The 17931-nt window shown below is 69.4% G+C and carries 11 protein-coding genes; 9 read left to right on the top strand and 2 right to left on the bottom strand.

Annotation, left to right across the window (positions count from 1 at the left end):
* The first annotated feature begins 63 nt into the window (after window positions 1-63).
* From ABJF88_07030 to ABJF88_06995, 8 genes are all read left to right on the top strand, one after another.
* Window positions 64-735, top strand: coding sequence for an RDD family protein (locus tag ABJF88_07030; protein MEP0546666.1), 672 nt, complete (start codon window positions 64-66; stop codon window positions 733-735).
* An 87-nt stretch (window positions 736-822) separates the two neighbouring features.
* Window positions 823-2874: a DNA polymerase III subunit gamma/tau gene (dnaX, locus tag ABJF88_07025; protein ID MEP0546665.1), complete on the top strand. Its 2052-nt coding sequence runs from the start codon at window positions 823-825 to the stop codon at window positions 2872-2874.
* Between the two features lie 143 nt (window positions 2875-3017).
* Window positions 3018-3341 carry a YbaB/EbfC family nucleoid-associated protein gene (locus ABJF88_07020; GenBank protein MEP0546664.1) on the top strand — a complete coding sequence of 108 codons (324 nt, stop codon included), beginning with the start codon at window positions 3018-3020 and terminating at the stop codon, window positions 3339-3341.
* Window positions 3342-3432: 91 nt separating this feature from the next.
* The gene (gene recR / locus ABJF88_07015; protein MEP0546663.1) at window positions 3433-4104 is read left to right on the top strand and encodes a recombination mediator RecR; all 672 of its coding nucleotides are present in this window, start codon (window positions 3433-3435) and stop codon (window positions 4102-4104) included.
* Window positions 4105-4479: 375 nt separating this feature from the next.
* The gene (locus tag ABJF88_07010; GenBank protein MEP0546662.1) at window positions 4480-4791 is read left to right on the top strand and encodes a nucleotidyltransferase family protein; all 312 of its coding nucleotides are present in this window, start codon (window positions 4480-4482) and stop codon (window positions 4789-4791) included.
* Complete coding sequence (locus tag ABJF88_07005) at window positions 4778-5125, top strand: DUF86 domain-containing protein (GenBank protein ID MEP0546661.1); 348 nt, start codon at window positions 4778-4780, stop codon at window positions 5123-5125. The genes ABJF88_07010 and ABJF88_07005 overlap by 14 nt, the downstream gene beginning before the upstream one ends.
* On the top strand, window positions 5125-6756 hold the full coding sequence (locus ABJF88_07000) for an iron ABC transporter permease (protein ID MEP0546660.1): 1632 nt from the start codon (window positions 5125-5127) through the stop codon (window positions 6754-6756). Before ABJF88_07005 ends, ABJF88_07000 begins: the two co-directional genes overlap by 1 nt.
* Before the next feature lie 120 nt (window positions 6757-6876).
* Entirely contained in the window at window positions 6877-8046 is a 1170-nt protein-coding gene (locus ABJF88_06995) for a saccharopine dehydrogenase C-terminal domain-containing protein (GenBank protein ID MEP0546659.1), read from the top strand.
* Between the two features lie 16 nt (window positions 8047-8062).
* Here ABJF88_06995 and ABJF88_06990 read toward each other — a convergent pair whose 3' ends face one another.
* Together ABJF88_06990 and ABJF88_06985 are read right to left on the bottom strand one after the other, a co-directional pair.
* Window positions 8063-8740, bottom strand: a complete 678-nt coding sequence (locus tag ABJF88_06990; protein MEP0546658.1) for an SDR family NAD(P)-dependent oxidoreductase — start codon at window positions 8738-8740, stop codon at window positions 8063-8065.
* A 28-nt stretch (window positions 8741-8768) separates the two neighbouring features.
* Entirely contained in the window at window positions 8769-9236 is a 468-nt protein-coding gene (locus ABJF88_06985; GenBank protein ID MEP0546657.1) for a DUF4440 domain-containing protein, read from the bottom strand.
* Window positions 9237-9583: 347 nt separating this feature from the next.
* On the opposite strand from ABJF88_06985, the gene sprA reads away from it, so the two are divergent.
* Window positions 9584-17869, top strand: a complete 8286-nt coding sequence (sprA, locus tag ABJF88_06980) for a cell surface protein SprA (protein MEP0546656.1) — start codon at window positions 9584-9586, stop codon at window positions 17867-17869.
* Window positions 17870-17931: the final 62 nt, after the last annotated feature.

The following is a 17931-nucleotide window of genomic DNA, read 5'->3' as shown; positions in this document are numbered from 1 at the left end:
CGGTGCCGACCTCCCAACCCGCGGCAGGCGACGTCCCGCGCCCGCTGCGCCACCCCCGCTCTCATGGACCCTCGCCTCGACTTCTCGGACCTCATCGAGTTCTCCGATGTGCCGGAGACGATCCCGGCGAACGCCTTCGCCGACGCCTCGTTCGCGCCTGTCACCCTCCACGCCGACGACGGCGCGCTGCCCGACGCCCCGCCCGCTCCCGCCGTTGCCGGCGTCGTGCCCGAGCTCTCGACGCGCATCCTCGCCAAGCTCATCGACGGGGCCGTAGCGGCCGTGCTGTACGGGCTCGTCTCGGCGTTCTTCACGAGCTGGTTCACTGCGTTCTTCCTCGGCGGCCTCGCCGCGAGCGCGTACCTCCTGCTCTCGGACGGGCTCGAAGTCGACGCCATGCACCTCCGCTCTTTTGGCAAGCGCGTGATGGGCCTGACCGTCGAGCGGATCGGCGGCGAGCGGATGGACGTGCTGACATCGATCCGGCGTAACTGGATGTTCACCGTCGGCTTCTTCGCGCAGGCGTTCACCTTCATGGCCTCGCCCGTCAGCTACCTCCTCACGCTCGCAGCGCTCGGCCTCGTCGGCTACGAGCTGTACTGGCTCGTGACGAACCCGAGCGGCGTCCGCTGGGGCGACGACCTCGCCCGGACCGACGTGCTGAAGCCGGTGCCCGTGGCTCCCGTGGCGGTCCGCACCGAGGTCCTGCACCTCACGCCGGAAGAAGCGATGTAGGACCCCGTTCGCCCCGGCGGAGGCTTGCGGCGGTGGCAGGGCAGAGGTATGTTGGCGGAGCCCCGATCCCCCGCTGCATCCCCGCCCATGGCCGACGCCTCCCGCTACCTCGTCACCGCCCGCAAGTACCGCCCGCAGACGTTCGCCGACCTCGTCTCGCAGGAGCACGTCACCGAGACGCTGCAGAACGCGATCCTCCACGACCGGCTCGCCCACGCCTACCTCTTCAGCGGGCCGCGCGGCGTCGGCAAGACGACGGCGGCGCGGCTCCTCGCGAAGGCGATCAACTGCGAGACCCCGCTCGCCGATCGCACCGGCGCCGAGCCGTGCCGGACGTGCGACCGCTGCCGCGCCTTCGAGGACGGCCGCAGCCTCGACGTAACCGAGATCGACGCGGCCTCGAACAACGGCGTCGACGATGTCCGCGATTTGCAGGAGCGGCTCCGCATCCCGCCGCAGGGCGCGAACCGGAAGGTCTACATCGTGGACGAGGTCCACATGCTCTCGAAGGCGGCGTTCAACGCGCTCCTCAAAACCCTCGAAGAGCCGCCGCCCCACGTCCTGTTCATCTTCGCGACGACGGAGCCGCACAAGGTCCTCCCGACGATCCTCTCGCGCTGCCAGCGGTTCGACTTCCGGCGGATCACCGTGCCCGAGACCGTCGACCGCCTCGGCGAGATCTGCACCGCCGAGAGCATCGACGCCGACGCGCCCTCGCTCCACCTCATCGCGCGCAAAGGCGACGGCGCCCTCCGCGACGCCCTCTCGATCTTCGACCAGTCGGTCTCGCTCTGCGGCACGACGCTCCGCTATGGGGAGCTCGCCGAAGCGCTCGGCGTCGTCGAGACCGACTTGTTCTTCGACGTGTCGGACCGCGTGCAGGCCGGCGACCGCGCCGGGTTGCTCGGCCTCGTCGAGGCGCTCGTGCGGCGGGGCTACGACCTGCAGGAGTTCCTCGTCGGCCTCGCCGAGCACTACCGCGGGCTCTACGTCGCCGCCTCGACGCAGTCGGCCGACCTCATCGAGGCCGACGCCGCCACGCGCGAGCGCTACCTCAACTCCGTCGACGACCTCGCCGAGCCCGACCTGCTCCGCGCGCTGATGGTGATCGACGAGGCCGAGCGCGAGGTCAAGAACAGCCCGCAGCCCCGGCTCAAGCTCGAACTCGCCCTCCTCAAGCTCGCCAGCCTCGACCGCACGGCCGACCTCCGGCTCCTCCTCCAGAAGCTAGAACGGCTCGAAGGGATGATCGAGCGGGGCAGCCTGCCCCGCTCCAGCGGGGAGACGCCCCCGTCCGTCCCGAGCCCGAAACCCACGCCCGAGCGGACCGCGCAGACGGCCGAGCCCACGACCCCGACGTACGCTGCTACTCCGAGCACGCCAGCCCCGAACGCACCGAGCCCGAGCGCGCCGCCACCGTCCTCTCTCCCTACACCGGCCCCGACGCCTGCGACCGAAACGGCCGACGACTACACCGCCGCCCCGCTCCCGCAGGAAGCGCCCCCGCCGGCTGCCGAGTCCGCCCCACCCGAGCCCGATGAGCCCGAGCGGAACGAGCCGCCGCCTGCGCGTCCCGAGCCCCGCCCCGCCCCGCCGCCGGCCGCGCCGCAACCCAAGCAGCCCGAGCCCGATCTCCGCATCGGTTTGTTCGGAGCGCCGGCGCTCCAGCGCAAAAGCACGCCCGACGGCGATCCGTCCGCCGCGCTTGGCGACGGGGCCAGCGGCCGCGCCGAGGCCGTCAGCGTGGCCACGGCGGACGTGCACTTCGGCGTCTCGCTCCACCGCGTGCGCGAGGTGTGGCCCCGGCTGATCGCCACGGTCAAGGCCGAGCGGCCGAGCGTGGCCGGCGTGCTCGCCCACGTCGAGCCCGTCGCCGTCGAACACGGGACGGTGCAGGTAGCCGTCCCGAGCGCCTTCGTGCAACAGCTCCTCCGCAGCGAGCAGGCGTCGTTCACCGACGCCCTCGCCGCGGCGATGGGCGAGGAGCCGCCCCCGCTCGCCTTCGTCGTCCGCACCGATGCCGTCAGCGAAACCGCGGCCCCGCCCGACCGGTTCGAGCGCATCAAGCAGCTTCGCCACGAGCACCCCGTCATCCGCGCGATCTTCGAGCAGTTCGGCGGCGAGATCGTGTGGACGTGACGAGTGATGCGTGGGGCCAGGCGCCACCGTTGCTCTTGAAATGGCGCCACCGTTGCTCTTGAAATCACGTGTCACGCATCACGCGGCGTCCCCTCCTTTTCCTTTGACCTCTTAGCTCCCCCACCGCAATGGACCAACCCAACATGGCCGACCTGTTTGGCAAGATGATGGAGATGCAGCAGAAGATGGCCGAGACGCAACAGGCCCTCGCCGGCAAAACCGCCTCGGCTGAGGCCGGCGGCGGCATGGTGAAGGTCGTCGCGAATGCCGCTGGCCGCGTCGTCTCGATCAAAATGGAGAAAGAGGTCGTCAGCCCCGACGACCTCGAACTCCTCGAAGACCTCCTCGTCGCCGGTGTCAACAAGGCGCTCGAAGAAGCCGAGGCCGTGCGCGAGACCGAGATGAAGAAAGCCGCCGGCACGATGCTCCCGCCCGGCCTCGACCTCGGCGGGCTGATGGGCGGCTGACGGGCTCTGGCGACCGCACGCGTGACGGAGCGCTGTCACCGCGCGGCGCTAGCTTCGTCTGATTGCCCTCCCTCGCCTTCGCCCCGCCGCCATGCAGATCACCTCCGAATCCGTCGAAACCCTCGTCGAGCAGTTCTCCAAGCTGCCGACGGTCGGGCGGAAGACGGCGCAGCGGCTCGCCGCCTACGTGCTGAAGATGCCGCGCGCCGAAGTCGTCGAGCTCGCCCGCGCGCTCGTCAATGTGAAGGACCGGGTGAAGGAGTGCTCCGTCTGCTTCAACGTCACCGACACCGACCCCTGCCCGATCTGCCGCTCGCACAAGCGCACGCGCTCCGTCGTCTGCGTCGTCGAGGAGGCGAACGACGTGCTCGCGCTCGAACGGACGAACGAGTACCGCGGCCTCTACCACGTCCTCGGCGGCGTGATCTCCCCGCTCGACGGGATCGGACCGGACGACCTCAAGATCCGCCAGCTCGTCGCCCGCGTCGCCGCGCCGAAAGAGCCCGCCGCCGCGAAGGAAGAGACGGCCGAGGGCGTGTCCGAGGACGCAGCGGCCTATGAGGCCGAGCCGATCCAGGAAGTCATCCTCGCGATGAACCCGAACGTCGAGGGTGACACGACGGCGTACTACATCTCGCAGCTCCTCCAGCCGCTCGGCATCCACGTCACCCGCATCGCCCGCGGCCTCCCCATCGGCGGCGACCTCGAATACGCCGACGAGGCCACGCTCACGCGCGCCCTCGAAGGCCGCTCTCAGGTCTGAGTCAGCAGATGACCCACTCAACAGTCCCTTGCCCCTTCTGCGCCGAGCCTATTCAAGCGGAGGCTATTAAGTGTCGCTACTGTGGAGAGTGGTTGGACGAGCGCGGTCTTTCGAGAGTTAATAGTTCTGACCCGAGCCGCGTTACAGTCATCGATGCGCGTAGTAGCAGCAATACACTGGCTGCGCTCGCTAGCTTCTTCGTACCAGGTCTAGGACAACTTATACAGGGTAGGCTTTTAGCGTCCGCTGCGTTCTTCGCTCTCGCATGCCTTTGCTGGCTCATCACCCTCGCCAGCTTTGGTGCCCTTTTCCTTCTCGGTCTTGCTGTCAACGTGTGGGCAACGGTAGATGCAGCGCAATGGACAGGCTGATCTCATGGAAGCAACGGTCCACACGAAGAGCGAGCTATTCGAGCGGCTCCGCGAGCAGCAGGCTGCGATCCGTCGGCTCGGCGTGGCGCGGCTCGGTGTATTCGGTTCGTTCGTGCGCGATGAGCCGACGCCGGAGAGCGACGTGGACATCTTTGTCGAGTTCGCACCGGGAAAGAAAACCTTCCGCAGCTTCTCTGCGCTCGCCGAATTGCTCGAAGACGTACTCCAACGCCGTGTCGAGCTCGTGACGCCGGAATCGCTCAGCCCTTACATCGGCCCGTACATCTTGCGCGAAGTCGAGTATGTCGAGGCCTGACACCGTGTATCTCCGGCACATTCTTGACGAAGCGATTTACCTCGCTTCCGCGAGCGACGGTCTCGACCAATCCACGTTTCTCACCGACCCGACGCTTCGCCGAGCGTTTGCTCGCAGCACCGAAATCATGGGTGAGGCGACGAAACAACTCTCTGCCGACCTACGCGATCGGTACACAGATGTGGAATGGCGCTCAATGGCCCGAATGCGCAACCGGCTGATCCACGGCTATATCGGTGTGGACTACGAGGTCGTGTGGAACGTGGCAGCCGTCGAAGCACCTCTGCTCCGCGACCGGCTCGAAGCGATTATCGCTGAGGAAGAAGCCCGCTGATGCTGACGCGCCGCGCTGCCCTTGTGCTCGCCGTTCCGGTGGCGCTCGTGCTCCTCGGGTACGTGCTGTGGCCGGCACTGCGGACGTTCGTGCTCGGCGTGGAGCACCTGCCGGAGTTCTTCGGCGGATGGCGCGGAGCGAACGTGCGGGCACTCATCAACTCGGTCGGGATCTCGCTGGCGACGGTGGCGGGGGCGAGCGTCGTCGGGACGGGGCTGGCGTGGGGGCTGTGGCGCTACGGGCTGCCGTTCCGCGGCGCGTTGCAGGCGGCGGCGGCGCTCCCGCTCGCGCTCCCGCCGCTCGTCGGCGTGCTCGCGTTCCTCTTCCTCTACGGCGAGACGGGCATCCTCCCGCGTGCACTCCGCGACCTGTTCGGACTCGCCGAGGTGCCATTCGCCTTCAGCGGGCTGTGGGCCGTGTGGCTCGTCCACGTCTACGCCTTCTACGTCTACTTCTTCCTCTTCGTCACCGCCGCCCTCCGCGACCTCGACGCGAGCCTGCTCGAAGCCTCGGCCGATCTGGGGGCGAGCGGGTGGCGGGCGTTCCGCCGCGTCGTCATCCCGCTGCTGCGGCCCGCGCTCGTCGGCGCGTCCCTCCTCGTGTTCATGCTGTCGATGGCGAGCTTCACGGCCCCGCTGCTGTTCGCCGGGACGGAGCCGTTTATGACGGTGCAGATCTACAACCTCAAGATCAACGGCGACCTCGCCCTCTCCGCCGCCGTGGCGACCGTGCTGACGGCGATCTGCCTCGGCTTCCTCTTCCTGCTCGAAGCGCGGCCGGGACGCAACCTGCTCGGCGCGTCGAAGGGGACGGCGCGGCCGGTCGAGCCGGTGGGCGGCCCGGCGGCGTGGCTCGCGGGCCTCGGCGTGGGCGTCGTGCTGCTCTTCGTTGTGCTGCCGGTGCTGACGGTCGTGCTGATCTCGTTCGCGGATGCGGCGCGGTGGACGATGCAAATCCTGCCGCCTGCGTACACGCTCGCCAACTACGCCTCGCTCTTCGCCGACCCGAAGTTCTTCGACCCGATCGCGAACAGCTTGCAGATGGCTTCCATCGCGACCGTCCTCAACGTCGTGTTCGGCGTGGCGGCGGCCGTCGTGATCGCGAAGGGGACGGTGCCGGGGCGCGGGCTGATCCGCACGCTCGCCGTCCTCCCGTTCGCGATCCCGGGGACGGTGGTCGCGCTGAACCTGATCGTGACGTTCTCTCAGCCGTCGCCGCTGTCGGCCGGGCAGGTGCTCGTGGGGTCGTTCTGGATCCTGCCGCTGGCCTACTTCATCCGTCACATCCCGCTCGTCGTCCGCGCGACGACGGCGGCGCTCGACGGCTTCGACGACCGGCTGACCGAGGCCTCGGCCGACCTCGGGGCGGGGACGTGGACGACGTTCCGGCGCGTCGTGTGGCCGGCGATCCTGCCGGGCGTGGCGGCGGGCACGCTGCTGACGTTCGTCGCCGCGCTCGGCGAGTTCGTGTCGTCGATCATGCTGTACGTCTACGGCAACCGGCCGATCTCGGTCGAGATCCTCGCGCAGCTCCGGCTCTACGAGTTCGGCACGGCGGCGGCGTACAGCGTCCTCCTGATGGGCCTCGTCGGGCTCTCGACGTTCGCGCTCCGCTTCGCCGGGAATCGATAGCTCGCACAAGTCGTTGCGGGTCAAAAACTTCGGCCCGCTCAAAACGATGCGGACGGTCACGCGTTATAACGCGGACCCACGCGCGACGTATCCTGCGCTCCGAACCCCACCCTCCGCCCCATGAAGATCACCGTCCTCGGCGCCGGCGCCATCGGCTCCGCCATCGCCTGCGACCTCGCGAGCCGTCCCGACGTGTCGCACGTACAGGTTTGCGACGCGCGGAGCAGCGCGCTCCGCACGCTGAAAGACCTCGTCCAGAGCCCGAAGCTCCGCACCGTCCGCGTGGATGTCCGCGACGAGCGCGCCATCACGCCGGTGCTGGCCGGCAGCGCGTGCGTCGTCGGCAGCACGGGCGGTCCTCTCAACGCGAAGCTCGCCGCGCTCACAGTCGGCCTCGGCGCGCACTTCTGTGACCTCGGCGGGGACCGGGCGACGGTGCAGCAGGAGCTCGCGCTCCGCGAAGCCGCCGCAAAACGGACGCGGTGGATCGTCCCGAACTGCGGGCTCGCGCCGGGCCTCGTCAACATCCTCGTCACGCGCGGGCTCGACCGGTTCGACACTGTCGACGCCGTGACGATGCGGGTGGGCAACATCCCCATCGAGGCCGAGCCGCCGTTCTTCCACCGCGTCGGCTACGCCACCGAGCGCTTCGTGCGGGGGTACACCGACCCCGTGGCGATCGTCCGCGACGGGGCGGTCGAGTACGCCGAGCCGCTGACGGGGCTCGAAACCGTCTCCTTTCCCGAACCGACCGGCGAGCTCGAAGCGTTTTACACCGCCGGCAAGCAGTCGACGCTACCGCACGACCTCGCGGGCCGCGTCCGCACCCTCGACTACAAGACGCTCCGCCACCCCGGCCACGCCGCCGCGATGCGGTCGGTCTTCGCCCTCGGCTTCGGCGAGGACACGTCGGTGGACGTGCGGACGCACCTGACCTACCGCGACATCCTCACGCGCCGCCTCCGGAAGCACCTCGGCGGAGAGTACCGCGACGCCGTCATCGTCCGCATCCTGCTCGAGGGGCAGCGTGACGGCGAGACCTGCACGCTGACGTACGAGCTCGTCGACCGCTTCGACGAGGCGACGGGGTTCTCGGCGATGCAGCGCTGCACAGGCTTCCCGGCCGCGGCGATCGCCTCGCTCCTCGCCGCCGGCGCCGTCGCGGGCGGCGGGGCCGCCCCGCCCGAGCACATCATCCCGACCGAGCCCTTCCTCGCCGCCCTCACCGAGCGCGGGTTACAGATCGAAGAGCGCTGGCACGAGGGAGCGCGGGAGACCGTCGACGCCTAGCTCCCTCGGCCCCGCGTTACCCCACCGCGCTGCCGAAGGTGCGCAGGACCGAGCCGTTGTGCGCCGCGCCTTCGTCGGTGCAGAGGTAGGCGCAGAGCGCCGCGACCTGTTCCGCCGGGACGCCGTCGCCGCCGCCTTCGAAGAGGATCGTGGAGGGCGCGACGGCCGCGGCCGTGATGCCCGTCCCCACGTACTCCGCCGCCACGGCCTCGACGAGCCGGACGACGCCCGCCTTCGACGCCGAGTACGCCGCCTGCTCCGCCACGCCCCGGTCCGCGCCCTGCTTCGACGCGATCGCGACGAGCCGCCCGGTGCCGCCCGCCTGCATCTGCCGCACGGCGGCGCGGAAGCAGAGGAACGCCGAGGTCAGGTTCACGCGCATCATCGTCTCCCACGCCTCCAGCGAGGTCTCGGCGAACGGCTTCCCGCTCCACATCCCGACGGTGTGCACGAGCCCGGCCGCCGCGCCCACGGTCCGCTCCACCTCCGCGAACGCCTCCGCCACCGAAGCTTCGTCGGCGAGGTCCGCTTTGAAGAGGTGGAGCCGGTCCGACGCCACGACGGGGTCGGCGGCGCGGGCGTCGAGGCCGGCCACGGTCGCGCCGTCGGCGAGGAGGCGACGGGTGAGGATGCGCCCGAGGCGGCCGAAGGCGCCGGTGAGCACGATGGTCTTGCCGGTGAGATCCGTTTTCATTCGCTGATGGGGTGACTCGCTGATTGAATCACTCGCTGGAGGAGGTATGGTCGTGGACGATCCGCCAGCCTTCGGGGCGGCGTTCGAAGAGGAGGGTGAAGAGGCCGTTCGGCGTGTCCTCGGCTCGGTCGAGCCGCCAACGGCCGAACACGACGGCCCAGCTCGGCGAGAGAACCTGCACGTCGAGGCTGTCGAAGCGGAGCGTGCCCATCGCAGCGCCGTCGGGATAACCGCGCTCGTAGCCTTCGAGCGTGGCCTGCCAGCCGGTGCGGACATTCCCGCCGGAGGCGAACCGGAGCGAGTCCGTCCGGGCGTAGCCGTCCATGAAGCCACGCACGGAGCCTTCGTTCCACGCTGCGACTTGCGCGTCGAGCACGGCGCGGATGGCCGCGGCAGCGTCCGGCGGCGGCGGCGCGTCGGGCGTGGCGACGGGCGCCGCGCAGGCGGCGAGGAAGAGGCAGAACCCGAGCAGCGGAGTGGACAAGAGGGCACGCATGGCGGCGACACGTCGGAGTAAAGAAAAGGCGCGGGGGGACGTTACTTCGCTTCGGCGAACGTCGGCGTACGAACGACGCCGAACGACACGTTCCGAAGGCGGACAAGGTACCAGCCGACGGCGAGCGACGGAAATGGGCGCCGTTCTTACCCTTGAAGTCAGCGCGCAACAGCATTACTTTCCGCCCCGGCGTCGGATTCGCTAACCCGCCCGCCCGCCGTCCCTCCCCGACCACGCACCGTGTACGCTTAGACGCGCATCTGCTACTCCCCGATTCCCGACGTTCCCGCCCCGCGCCGACCCCTCGGTCCGGGGCGCTCGTTGCCTGCTAGAACCTGCGCGTGCGTATGCCCCGTTCGACCCGCCTGCCGGAGGGCCGTGCTCTGCTGCTGACCCTCGTCGGTGGCGTGGTGCTGGCTTGTCTGGGGATGCTCGTCTCCCTCGACGTGACCGACGCTGCGGCCGGAGCGGACCGTGAGGCCCTCATCCGCCGCGCGGCGCTAACCGGTCCCGTCAGCCTCTACCCCGGACCGCGCGGACGCTTCGGCTTTACCGCCGCCCGTGACACGACGGACTCCCTCGCGGTCGACTCGCTCGCAGCCGATTCGCTGGGTTTCGATCCATTCGGCCTCGACTCGCTGTGGTTCACCGCAGACGCAGACACGCTCGACGCCGATTCGCTGGATGCCGACTCGCTCGACGGCGACCGTCTCGGCCCCGACCCGCTCGGCTTCGAGGCCGACTCGCTGGACGCTGACCCGCTCGGCTTCGCCGCCGACACGCTCGACGCCGATTCCCTCGCGGCACTCACCGACACGACGGAGGTGTTGCCGGACACGGGACGCGCGGCGCGCCTGCTCCCCCCCTTCCGCCGCGACCGCTACAACGCGGCCCTCGCGCCACGCCGCCGCGCGCCGCTCGGCCTCCCGCTCGGCACCTACTGGCAGCGCCGCGTCGAGCTCGACTCGACGGAGGCCGCCTACACCATCACCGAGCGCGTCGGCGAGGGCGACGTGCGCGTGCCGGTCCAGCTCGGGCTCGGGGCGTACCGCGAGCAGCGCCTCCGCGCTGGGCTGGAGACGAACTACCGTGAGCTCGTCGCCACGCGCTCGCGGCAGCAGCAGCGCGGCGGAGCTGGGCTCGGCCTCCTCAACATCGAAGTGCCCGGCGGGCGGAACAGCGCGTTCGCCGGCATCTTCGGCTCCAACGAGGTGGACCTCCGCGTCAACGGGCAGGCGAACGTGGACGTCGGCTTCGCCTACCGGCAGAACGAGCAGCAGGAGGCCGCCACCGGCCAGGGCGGGCGCGTCGACCCCGACTTCGGGCAGGAGCTCGGCCTCGGCATCACGGGCACGATCGGCGACAAGCTCCAGATCAACGTCAACTACGACACGCAGAACGACTTCGACTTCCAGAACCAGGTCAAGCTGACGTACACGGGGTACGAGGACGAGATCCTGCAGAGCGTCGAGGCCGGGAACGTGTTCCTTCAGACGCCGAGCGAGCTCGTCCGCGGCGGGCAGCGGCTCTTCGGGATCAAGAGCCGGCTCCAGGTCGGCGGCCTCGGCGTGACCGTCGTGGCGAGCCAGCAGGACGCCGAGAGCGACGAGCTCGTGATCGAGGGGGGGAGCCAGACGACGACGTTCTCGAAGCGGCCGACGGAGTACGAGGCGAACGCCAACTTCTACCTCGGCTACTACTTCCACAACCGCTGGGACGCCGCCCACGCCGCCCCCCCGAACATCGTCCTCGGCCCCGACTTCAGCGAGATCCTCGAAGGCCAGCTCGAGGTCTACCTCTTCGAGCAGTCGAACATCAACAACACCGGCTCCGACGACGCCACCATCCGCGCCCTCGCCCTCGCCGACCTCGGCGAGCCCCCGGCCGTGCTTGAGGGCGGCGAGGCCTACCTCGCTGCCGTCGGCGACGACCCGGAGCTGCCCGACCCGGCCTTCGACCAATACCAAGAGTCCGACCTCGCCCTCCTGCGCCTGCCCCCGGAGGAGCGGGGCATCGACGTCGCCGACCGGTTCGGGCTGGACAACGACGACTTCTTCGAGTCGGCGTACCGCCTCCTCCGCAACGGGCAGGACTACACGTGGGACCCCCGCCTCGGCTCGCTCTCGCTCAAGCGCTCGCTCAACAACAACGAGGCGATCGCCGTCGCCTACCGCTACAAGCGCGCCGACGGGACGATCGTCGAGATCGGCGACTTCGGGCAGGGCAGCGGGAGCGGGTCCGACGCTCCCCCCATCATCCTCAAGCTGCTGCGCGGGCCGAACCCGCTCCCGGACAACGCCACGTGGGACCTCACGATGCGCAACGTCTACCGCGTCGGCGGCTCGTCGTTCAACGCGACGGACTTCGACCTCCAGGTCCTCTACGCCGCCGGCGGCCAGACGGCGCAGCGCACGCTCCCCGGCGTCGACGTCGGCCAGCAGCAGACGCTCCTCCGCACGCTCGGGCTCGACCGCGTCGACCAGGACAACAACCGCACGCCCGACGACCTCTTCGACTTCCTCATCAACTACACCGTCGACCCCGGCAACGGCCGCGTCATCTTCCCCTACCGCCAGCCCTTCGGCGAGCACCTCCGCCGCGTGCTCGAGCGGAGCTTCGACGAGGACCGGGACGGGCAGCCGACGAGCGTGAGCTTCCAGAGCCTCACGCAGGAGGAGGCCATCGACCGCTACGTCTTCACGACGCTCTACAACGCCAAGCCCGAAGTCGCCGCGCGCGAGACGGACAAGAACGTCTACAACATCACGGGCGAGTTCCGCGGGTCCGTGCAGGAGTTCTACGAGCTCGGCTTCGCCGTCGTCGAGAACTCGGTGCAGGTCCGCAGCGGGAACATCGAGCTGACCGAGGGCGCCGACTACGCCGTCGACTACGCCACCGGGACCGTCACGATCACGAACCCGGCCTACCTCGTGCCCGGCCGCGACGTGCGCATCTCGTTCGAGCGCAACCAGTTCGTCGCGATCCAGAAGAAGACCCTCCTCGGCATCCGCGCCGACTACGAGTTCAACGACCGCTTCGCCATCGGCGCGACGTGGATGCAGCTCTCCGAGAAGCCCCTCATCGACAAGTACCGGCTCGGCGAGGAGCCGATCGCCAACTCGATCTGGGGTGTCGACGTCCGCTACGCCGCCGAGCCGCGCTGGATGACGCGGCTCGTCGACGCCCTCCCCCTCGTCCAGACGCGGGCGCCGAGCGCGTTCGAGTTCAAGGGCGAGTTCGCCCAGCTCAACCCCGGCCACCCCGAGACCTTCGCCTTCGAGCAGTCGCAGGACGACCTCCGCGAGCTCGGCCGCGACTTCAAGGACGACGAGCTCGACGGCATCTCGTACATCGACGACTTCGAGGGGACCGAGAACAGCTTCAGCCTGCTCCAGCCGGGCGCGTGGCTCACCGCCTCCGCGCCCGAAGGCACGCTCACCTCGCCCGGCGCCGGGCCCGACGACGCCCGGACGTACCTCTCCGAGCTCCCCGGCGAGGACGCCATCACCTCACGCCTCCTCCGCACCAACTGGCGTGGCCTCTTCTCGTGGTACTCCGTCCTCACGGCGACCTACGAGAGCGACGCCATCCGCCCCCTCGCCGGCAACCCCGCGACCTCGCGCGTCCTCATCAACGAGGTCTTCCCCGAGCGCGAGCTCGAGCCCGGCACGCCGCCGACGCTCACCACGTTCGACGTCTACTTCGACCCGACGCGGCGCGGGCCCTACAACTTCAACGCTGCCCTCGGCAGCGCCTTCGCCGAGCGGCCGGAAGAGGTGTGGGGAGGCATGGCGCAACGGCTCCCCGAGGGCTATACGGACTTCGATGCGCGTAACAACATCGAGTTCGTCGAGTTCATCTTCTCGCCTTTCGGCGGCCGCGACGGCTCGCAGCGGATCGACCCCAACGCCCGCCTCTACGTCGAGCTCGGGCAGACGAGCGAGGACATCATCCCGAACCAGAACTCCAACGGGGAGGACGGCCTGCTCGGGAGCAGAAACGCGGATGCCTACGGGCGGTACGCCGGCGGTACGCCGGACGGCATCGTCAACATCAACGACGAGACGCAGCGCACCGAGGACCTCGGGCTCGACGGGCTCCCCGGCCAAGTCGCTGCCGCCGCTGCCGCCGCCAACGGCACCCCGTACAGCGATCAAGGCGTCCCCACCGAGGCCGAGCAGTTCGCTCCGTTCCTCGACAGCCTCCGCGCCAGCCCCGCAGCTGGCAGTCCCGTCCTCGCCCTCGCCGAGCTCGACCCCTCCGGCGACGACTTCCGCTCGTTCCAGGACGACGTCTACTTCAACAACGGCACGCTCTGGCCCGGCGGCGCTACCCTCCAGGAGCGCTTCAGCCAGTTCTTCACCGGCACCGAGCTCAACTCCCTCGAAGCCCAGCGCCAGATCGCCCAGAGCGGCGTGCCCGGCAACTCCCGCTTCCCCGACTCCGAGGACATCAACCTCAACCTCTCCCCCGATCGGGCAGAGCGGTTCTTCCGCTACGAGATCCCGCTCGACACGGCGCTCCTCGCGCGGCCCTGCCCCGAGGGGCAGACCGTCGGCTGCAACCCGTTCTACGTCACGACGATCGACAACCCCAACATCCAGGGGGCGCGGGACTGGTACCTCATCCGGATCCCCGTCCGCACCGATCAGAAAGAGGCGGTGGGCGGGATCGAGGACTTCAGCCTGATCGAGACGATCCGCGTATGGACCGACGGGCACAGCGGGCCCGCCACGCTCCGCTTCGCCACGCTCGACCTCGTCGGGAGCCAGTGGCTGAAGTCGGAGGAGGTGCGGGGCGAGGACGAGCCCGTGATCGGGCCGGCGCCCGAGGAGGGAATCGGGCGGCCGCAGTCGTTCGTCGCCACGATCAACAACGAGGAGAACCCGAACCAGTACGAGATCCCGAACGGGACCGTCCGCTCGTTCACGCGCGACCCCGCCTCGTCGCAGCCGATCCAGTCGCGCGAGCAGGCCCTCGTCTTCCGCGTCGAGGGCCTCGGCGAGGGGCAGGAGCGCGCGATCTACAAGCCGTACACGCGCCAGCTCGACCTCACGAAGTACTCCAACCTCCGGATGTTCGTCCACGGCGAGGGCTTCGAGCGCGAGGACTCCATGCGCGTCTTCGTCCGCCTCGGCTCGAACGAGGACAGCGACTACTACGAGATCGAGCAGCCGGTCTACCCCTACGAGCTCCCGCCCGGCACCTCCATCCGCGACGTCCCGAGCGGCTCCGACAGCCTGTGGCAGACGAACGTGCCCGTCGCCACGCCCGAGGGCACGCGGTTCCTCGACCTCAACTCCATCAACATCGAGTTCGACGCCCTCAACAAGCTCAAGCTCGAGCGCGACCTCGCCACCGACGGCGTCGGCGCGCCCATCTCGCGCGACTCCGTCTACGTCGCGCAGTCGATCCCGCTCGACTTCGCGCCGCCCGGCGCGAGGCTCCGCATCAAGGGCAACCCGTCCATCAAAGACGTGTCGAACATCGTCCTCGGCGTGCGCAACGGGGACGACGCCGTCGGGCAGCCGCGCGACGTGGAGGTGTGGTACAACGAGCTCCGCGTGAGCGGCTTCGACGAGGAGAAGGGCTGGAGCGGCTACGCCCGCACCACGATCCGCCTCGCCGACTTCCTCGACATCAACGCCCGCTACAACCAGCAGACCGACGGCTTCGGCGACCTCGCCAGCGGGCTCGGCAACCGGACGTTCGACGACTCCTGGGGCTACAGCGTGACGACGAACGTGAACGCGCACAAGCTCCTCCCCGAGCGCTACGGCTGGCGGATCCCCGTCAACCTCGCCGTGCAGCGCGACGTCTCGACGCCGCGCTTCTCGCCGAGCCGTGGCGACATCACGGTCGCGCAGGAGATCGCGCAGATCGAGGAGAACGACCGGCTCTCGCCCGAGGAGAAGGCGATCGAGATCGACGAGGTGAAGGCGGCGGCCGAGACGGCGAGCTTCTCGCGCGTGATCCGCGTGCCGATCTCGAAGACCGGCTCGCGCTCGCCGTGGCTGAAGTACACGCTCGACGGCGTCGCCCTCACGTACACGAACTCGCTCCGCCAGCAGCGCAGCCCCTCGCGGCAGTTCAACGACACGGACCAGTGGAGCGGGGCGTTCTCGTACCGCCTCGCCGTGCCCCGGCCCAAGACGGTCCGCCCGTTCTGGTTCCTCGGCGACGCCCCCGTCGTCGGGCTCCTCGGCGGGCTCCGGCTCAACGTGCTCCCGCAGAGCTTCCGGTTCTCGGCCGACGCCAGTCGCTCCGTCAACGAGAACCAGGACCGCGCCCGCCGCGGCCTCACCGTCGACTCCGTGCGGGCCGCCGTCGAAGCGGCACGGCCGGACTTCGTCTACCCCATCCGCCAGCAGCACGCGTTCAGCCACCGCCGCAACGTCGAGGTCCAGTACAACCCGTTCCAGTTCCTCGCCCTCGGCTACCGCTCCGACGTCAGCCAGAGCCTCAACAGCGCCGGCGCCGACGAGTTTGTCTCGACCCTCGTCCAGAGCCGGAGCGACGTGGACCTCTTCGTGGAATACCCCGGCCTCACGTTCGAGCAAGTCTTCGCCATCGACGCGGACAGCAACCTCGTCGGCCCCGGCTTCACCCGCTTCGGCATCACGGACCCCGATTCGGTGAACGCCCTCGTCGCGAACTACCAGAACGCGCAGCTCGACATCCTCCCCGTCCAACAGGTGCTCGGCGACGTGATCTCCGGCGAGCGCGGCATCCTCACCGACGACTACAACCAGGGCACCACGGCCACGATCCAGTCCCCCATCGAGCGAATCGAGGCGCTGAGCTGGTTCCGGCTCCAGCCGGTGACGTACTCCAGCAACTTCTCGTGGCGCTACACGCCGGTCCCCGGCCTCGACCCGCGCGACCGCGCCGAGAGCGACACGACCGTCGCGTCGGTGGCAACGCAGGGCGCGGTGCGGGGCGGGCTCAGCCTCCGGCTCGGCGAGCTGTTCGGGAAGATCGGCCCGTACCGGCGGCTGCGAGAGGGACAGGACGAAGCGCAACAGGCCAAGCAGCAGCGACGGCAGGCGTTCCAGCAGGAGCTCCAGCGCTACCGCACCGCGCAGGAGCGGCTCGCCGAGGCCGAGGAGAACCTGCGCGAGGCCGAGGCCGCCGTCGAAGCAGCCGCCGGCGATTCGGTCGCGGCGGTGTCCGCCCCCACCGAAGCCCGCCTCGAACAGCTCCGGACGATCCTCTCGACGGCGCAGCAGGCCGCCGACACGCTCGCCCGGCCCAACCCGCCCCTCCCCATCCCGAACCCGGTCGACCTCCTGCGCCGTGGTTTCCTCGCCCTCACCGGGCCGCGCGATTTCACGTTCACCTACAACGGCTCGTTCAGCGGCGCCTCGTCGGGCGCGCTCAACCCCGGCTACAGCCTGCTCGACGGGCTCACGGGCGACGGCCCCTCGCTCGGGTACCGCCTCGGTTTCAGCCGCCGCCTCGGGAGCACTGAGGCCGACCGCTACTTCGGCGACGAGATCCTCGGCACGCTCGAAGTGCAGGACATCCTCCGCGACAACCACCAGTTCGGCGCGCGGACCTCGCTGGAGTTCAGCCAGGCCTTCCGCGTGGACCTCACGTGGGACCTCGGGCTCGACAACCAGCAGACCTTCAGCTTCACGCGCTCCACCCTCGACGACCCGACGGTGCTGGAGAACGGGCGCGGGAACGCGACGGTCCTCGCCCTCGGCGGCTCCTACGACGACTTCTTCCAGCTCCACCGCGACCGCTACGACCGCAACCTCGCCGCCGACCCGGACCCCAGCGATAACGTCATCCCCGGCGACTTCCTCTCGGACAACGCCGTCGTCGAGGACTTCCGCAGCGCGTTCCTCACCGGGATTGGCTCCGTCGGCCGCGGCGGCTTCACGGCTTTCCCCCTCCCGAACTGGACCGTCACCTACACCGGCGTCGCCAACTGGCCCATCATCCGCGCCCTCGCACAGTCGGCCACGCTCCGCCACGGCTACTCGGCGACGTACGACGTCGGCTTCCGCTCGAACCCCCTCGAGGGCGCACAGAACCAGGAGACCCTCTCTCTCCCCGACGGCTCGTTGACCTTCCTCTCGGATACCCCTTTTCTGGAGGCGAACTCCGTCCGCGTCAGCGAGCGGTTCCAGCCGCTCATCGGCGTCAACCTCGGGTTCAAGGGCGGCATCCAGGCCGACATCAACTTCATCTCCAGTGAGAGCTACGCCCTTACGCCGACGATCCCCTCGGTGAACCAGCTCCAGACGGAGGAGGTCTCGGTCCGGCTGAGCTTCAACAAAACCGGCTTCCGCATCCCCCTCCCCTTCCTCAGCAGCCGCCGGCTCAACAACAACCTCCGCTTCAGCCTCATCGTGTCGCGCGCCAACAACACCGCCCGCCGCTTCACCCTCCGCGACGACCTCGAGCAGTCGATCTCGGGCGTGATCGGCGAGACGTTCCTCAACCCGCAGGGCGAGGTCACGACGCGGACCTCCGTCGAGCCGCAGCTCTCGTACACCCTCTCGAACCAGGTCACGGCGACGGCCTTCGTCCGCTACCAGAAGTTCGACAGCGAGGGCAGCATCAACCCCTCGACGACGACGATCAACGGCGGCTTCACCTTCCGCGTGTCGTTCTCGAATTAGGGGGTGGTTCGTGGTTAGTGGCGGGAAGCAGGAACGACGGTATGCGTTAGACTACCATCCAC

This window comes from Rhodothermales bacterium (assembly GCA_039944855.1).
Lineage (GTDB): Bacteria > Bacteroidota > Rhodothermia > Rhodothermales > JANQRZ01 > JBBSMX01.
This window is presented reverse-complemented; position numbering and strand designations above follow the sequence as displayed.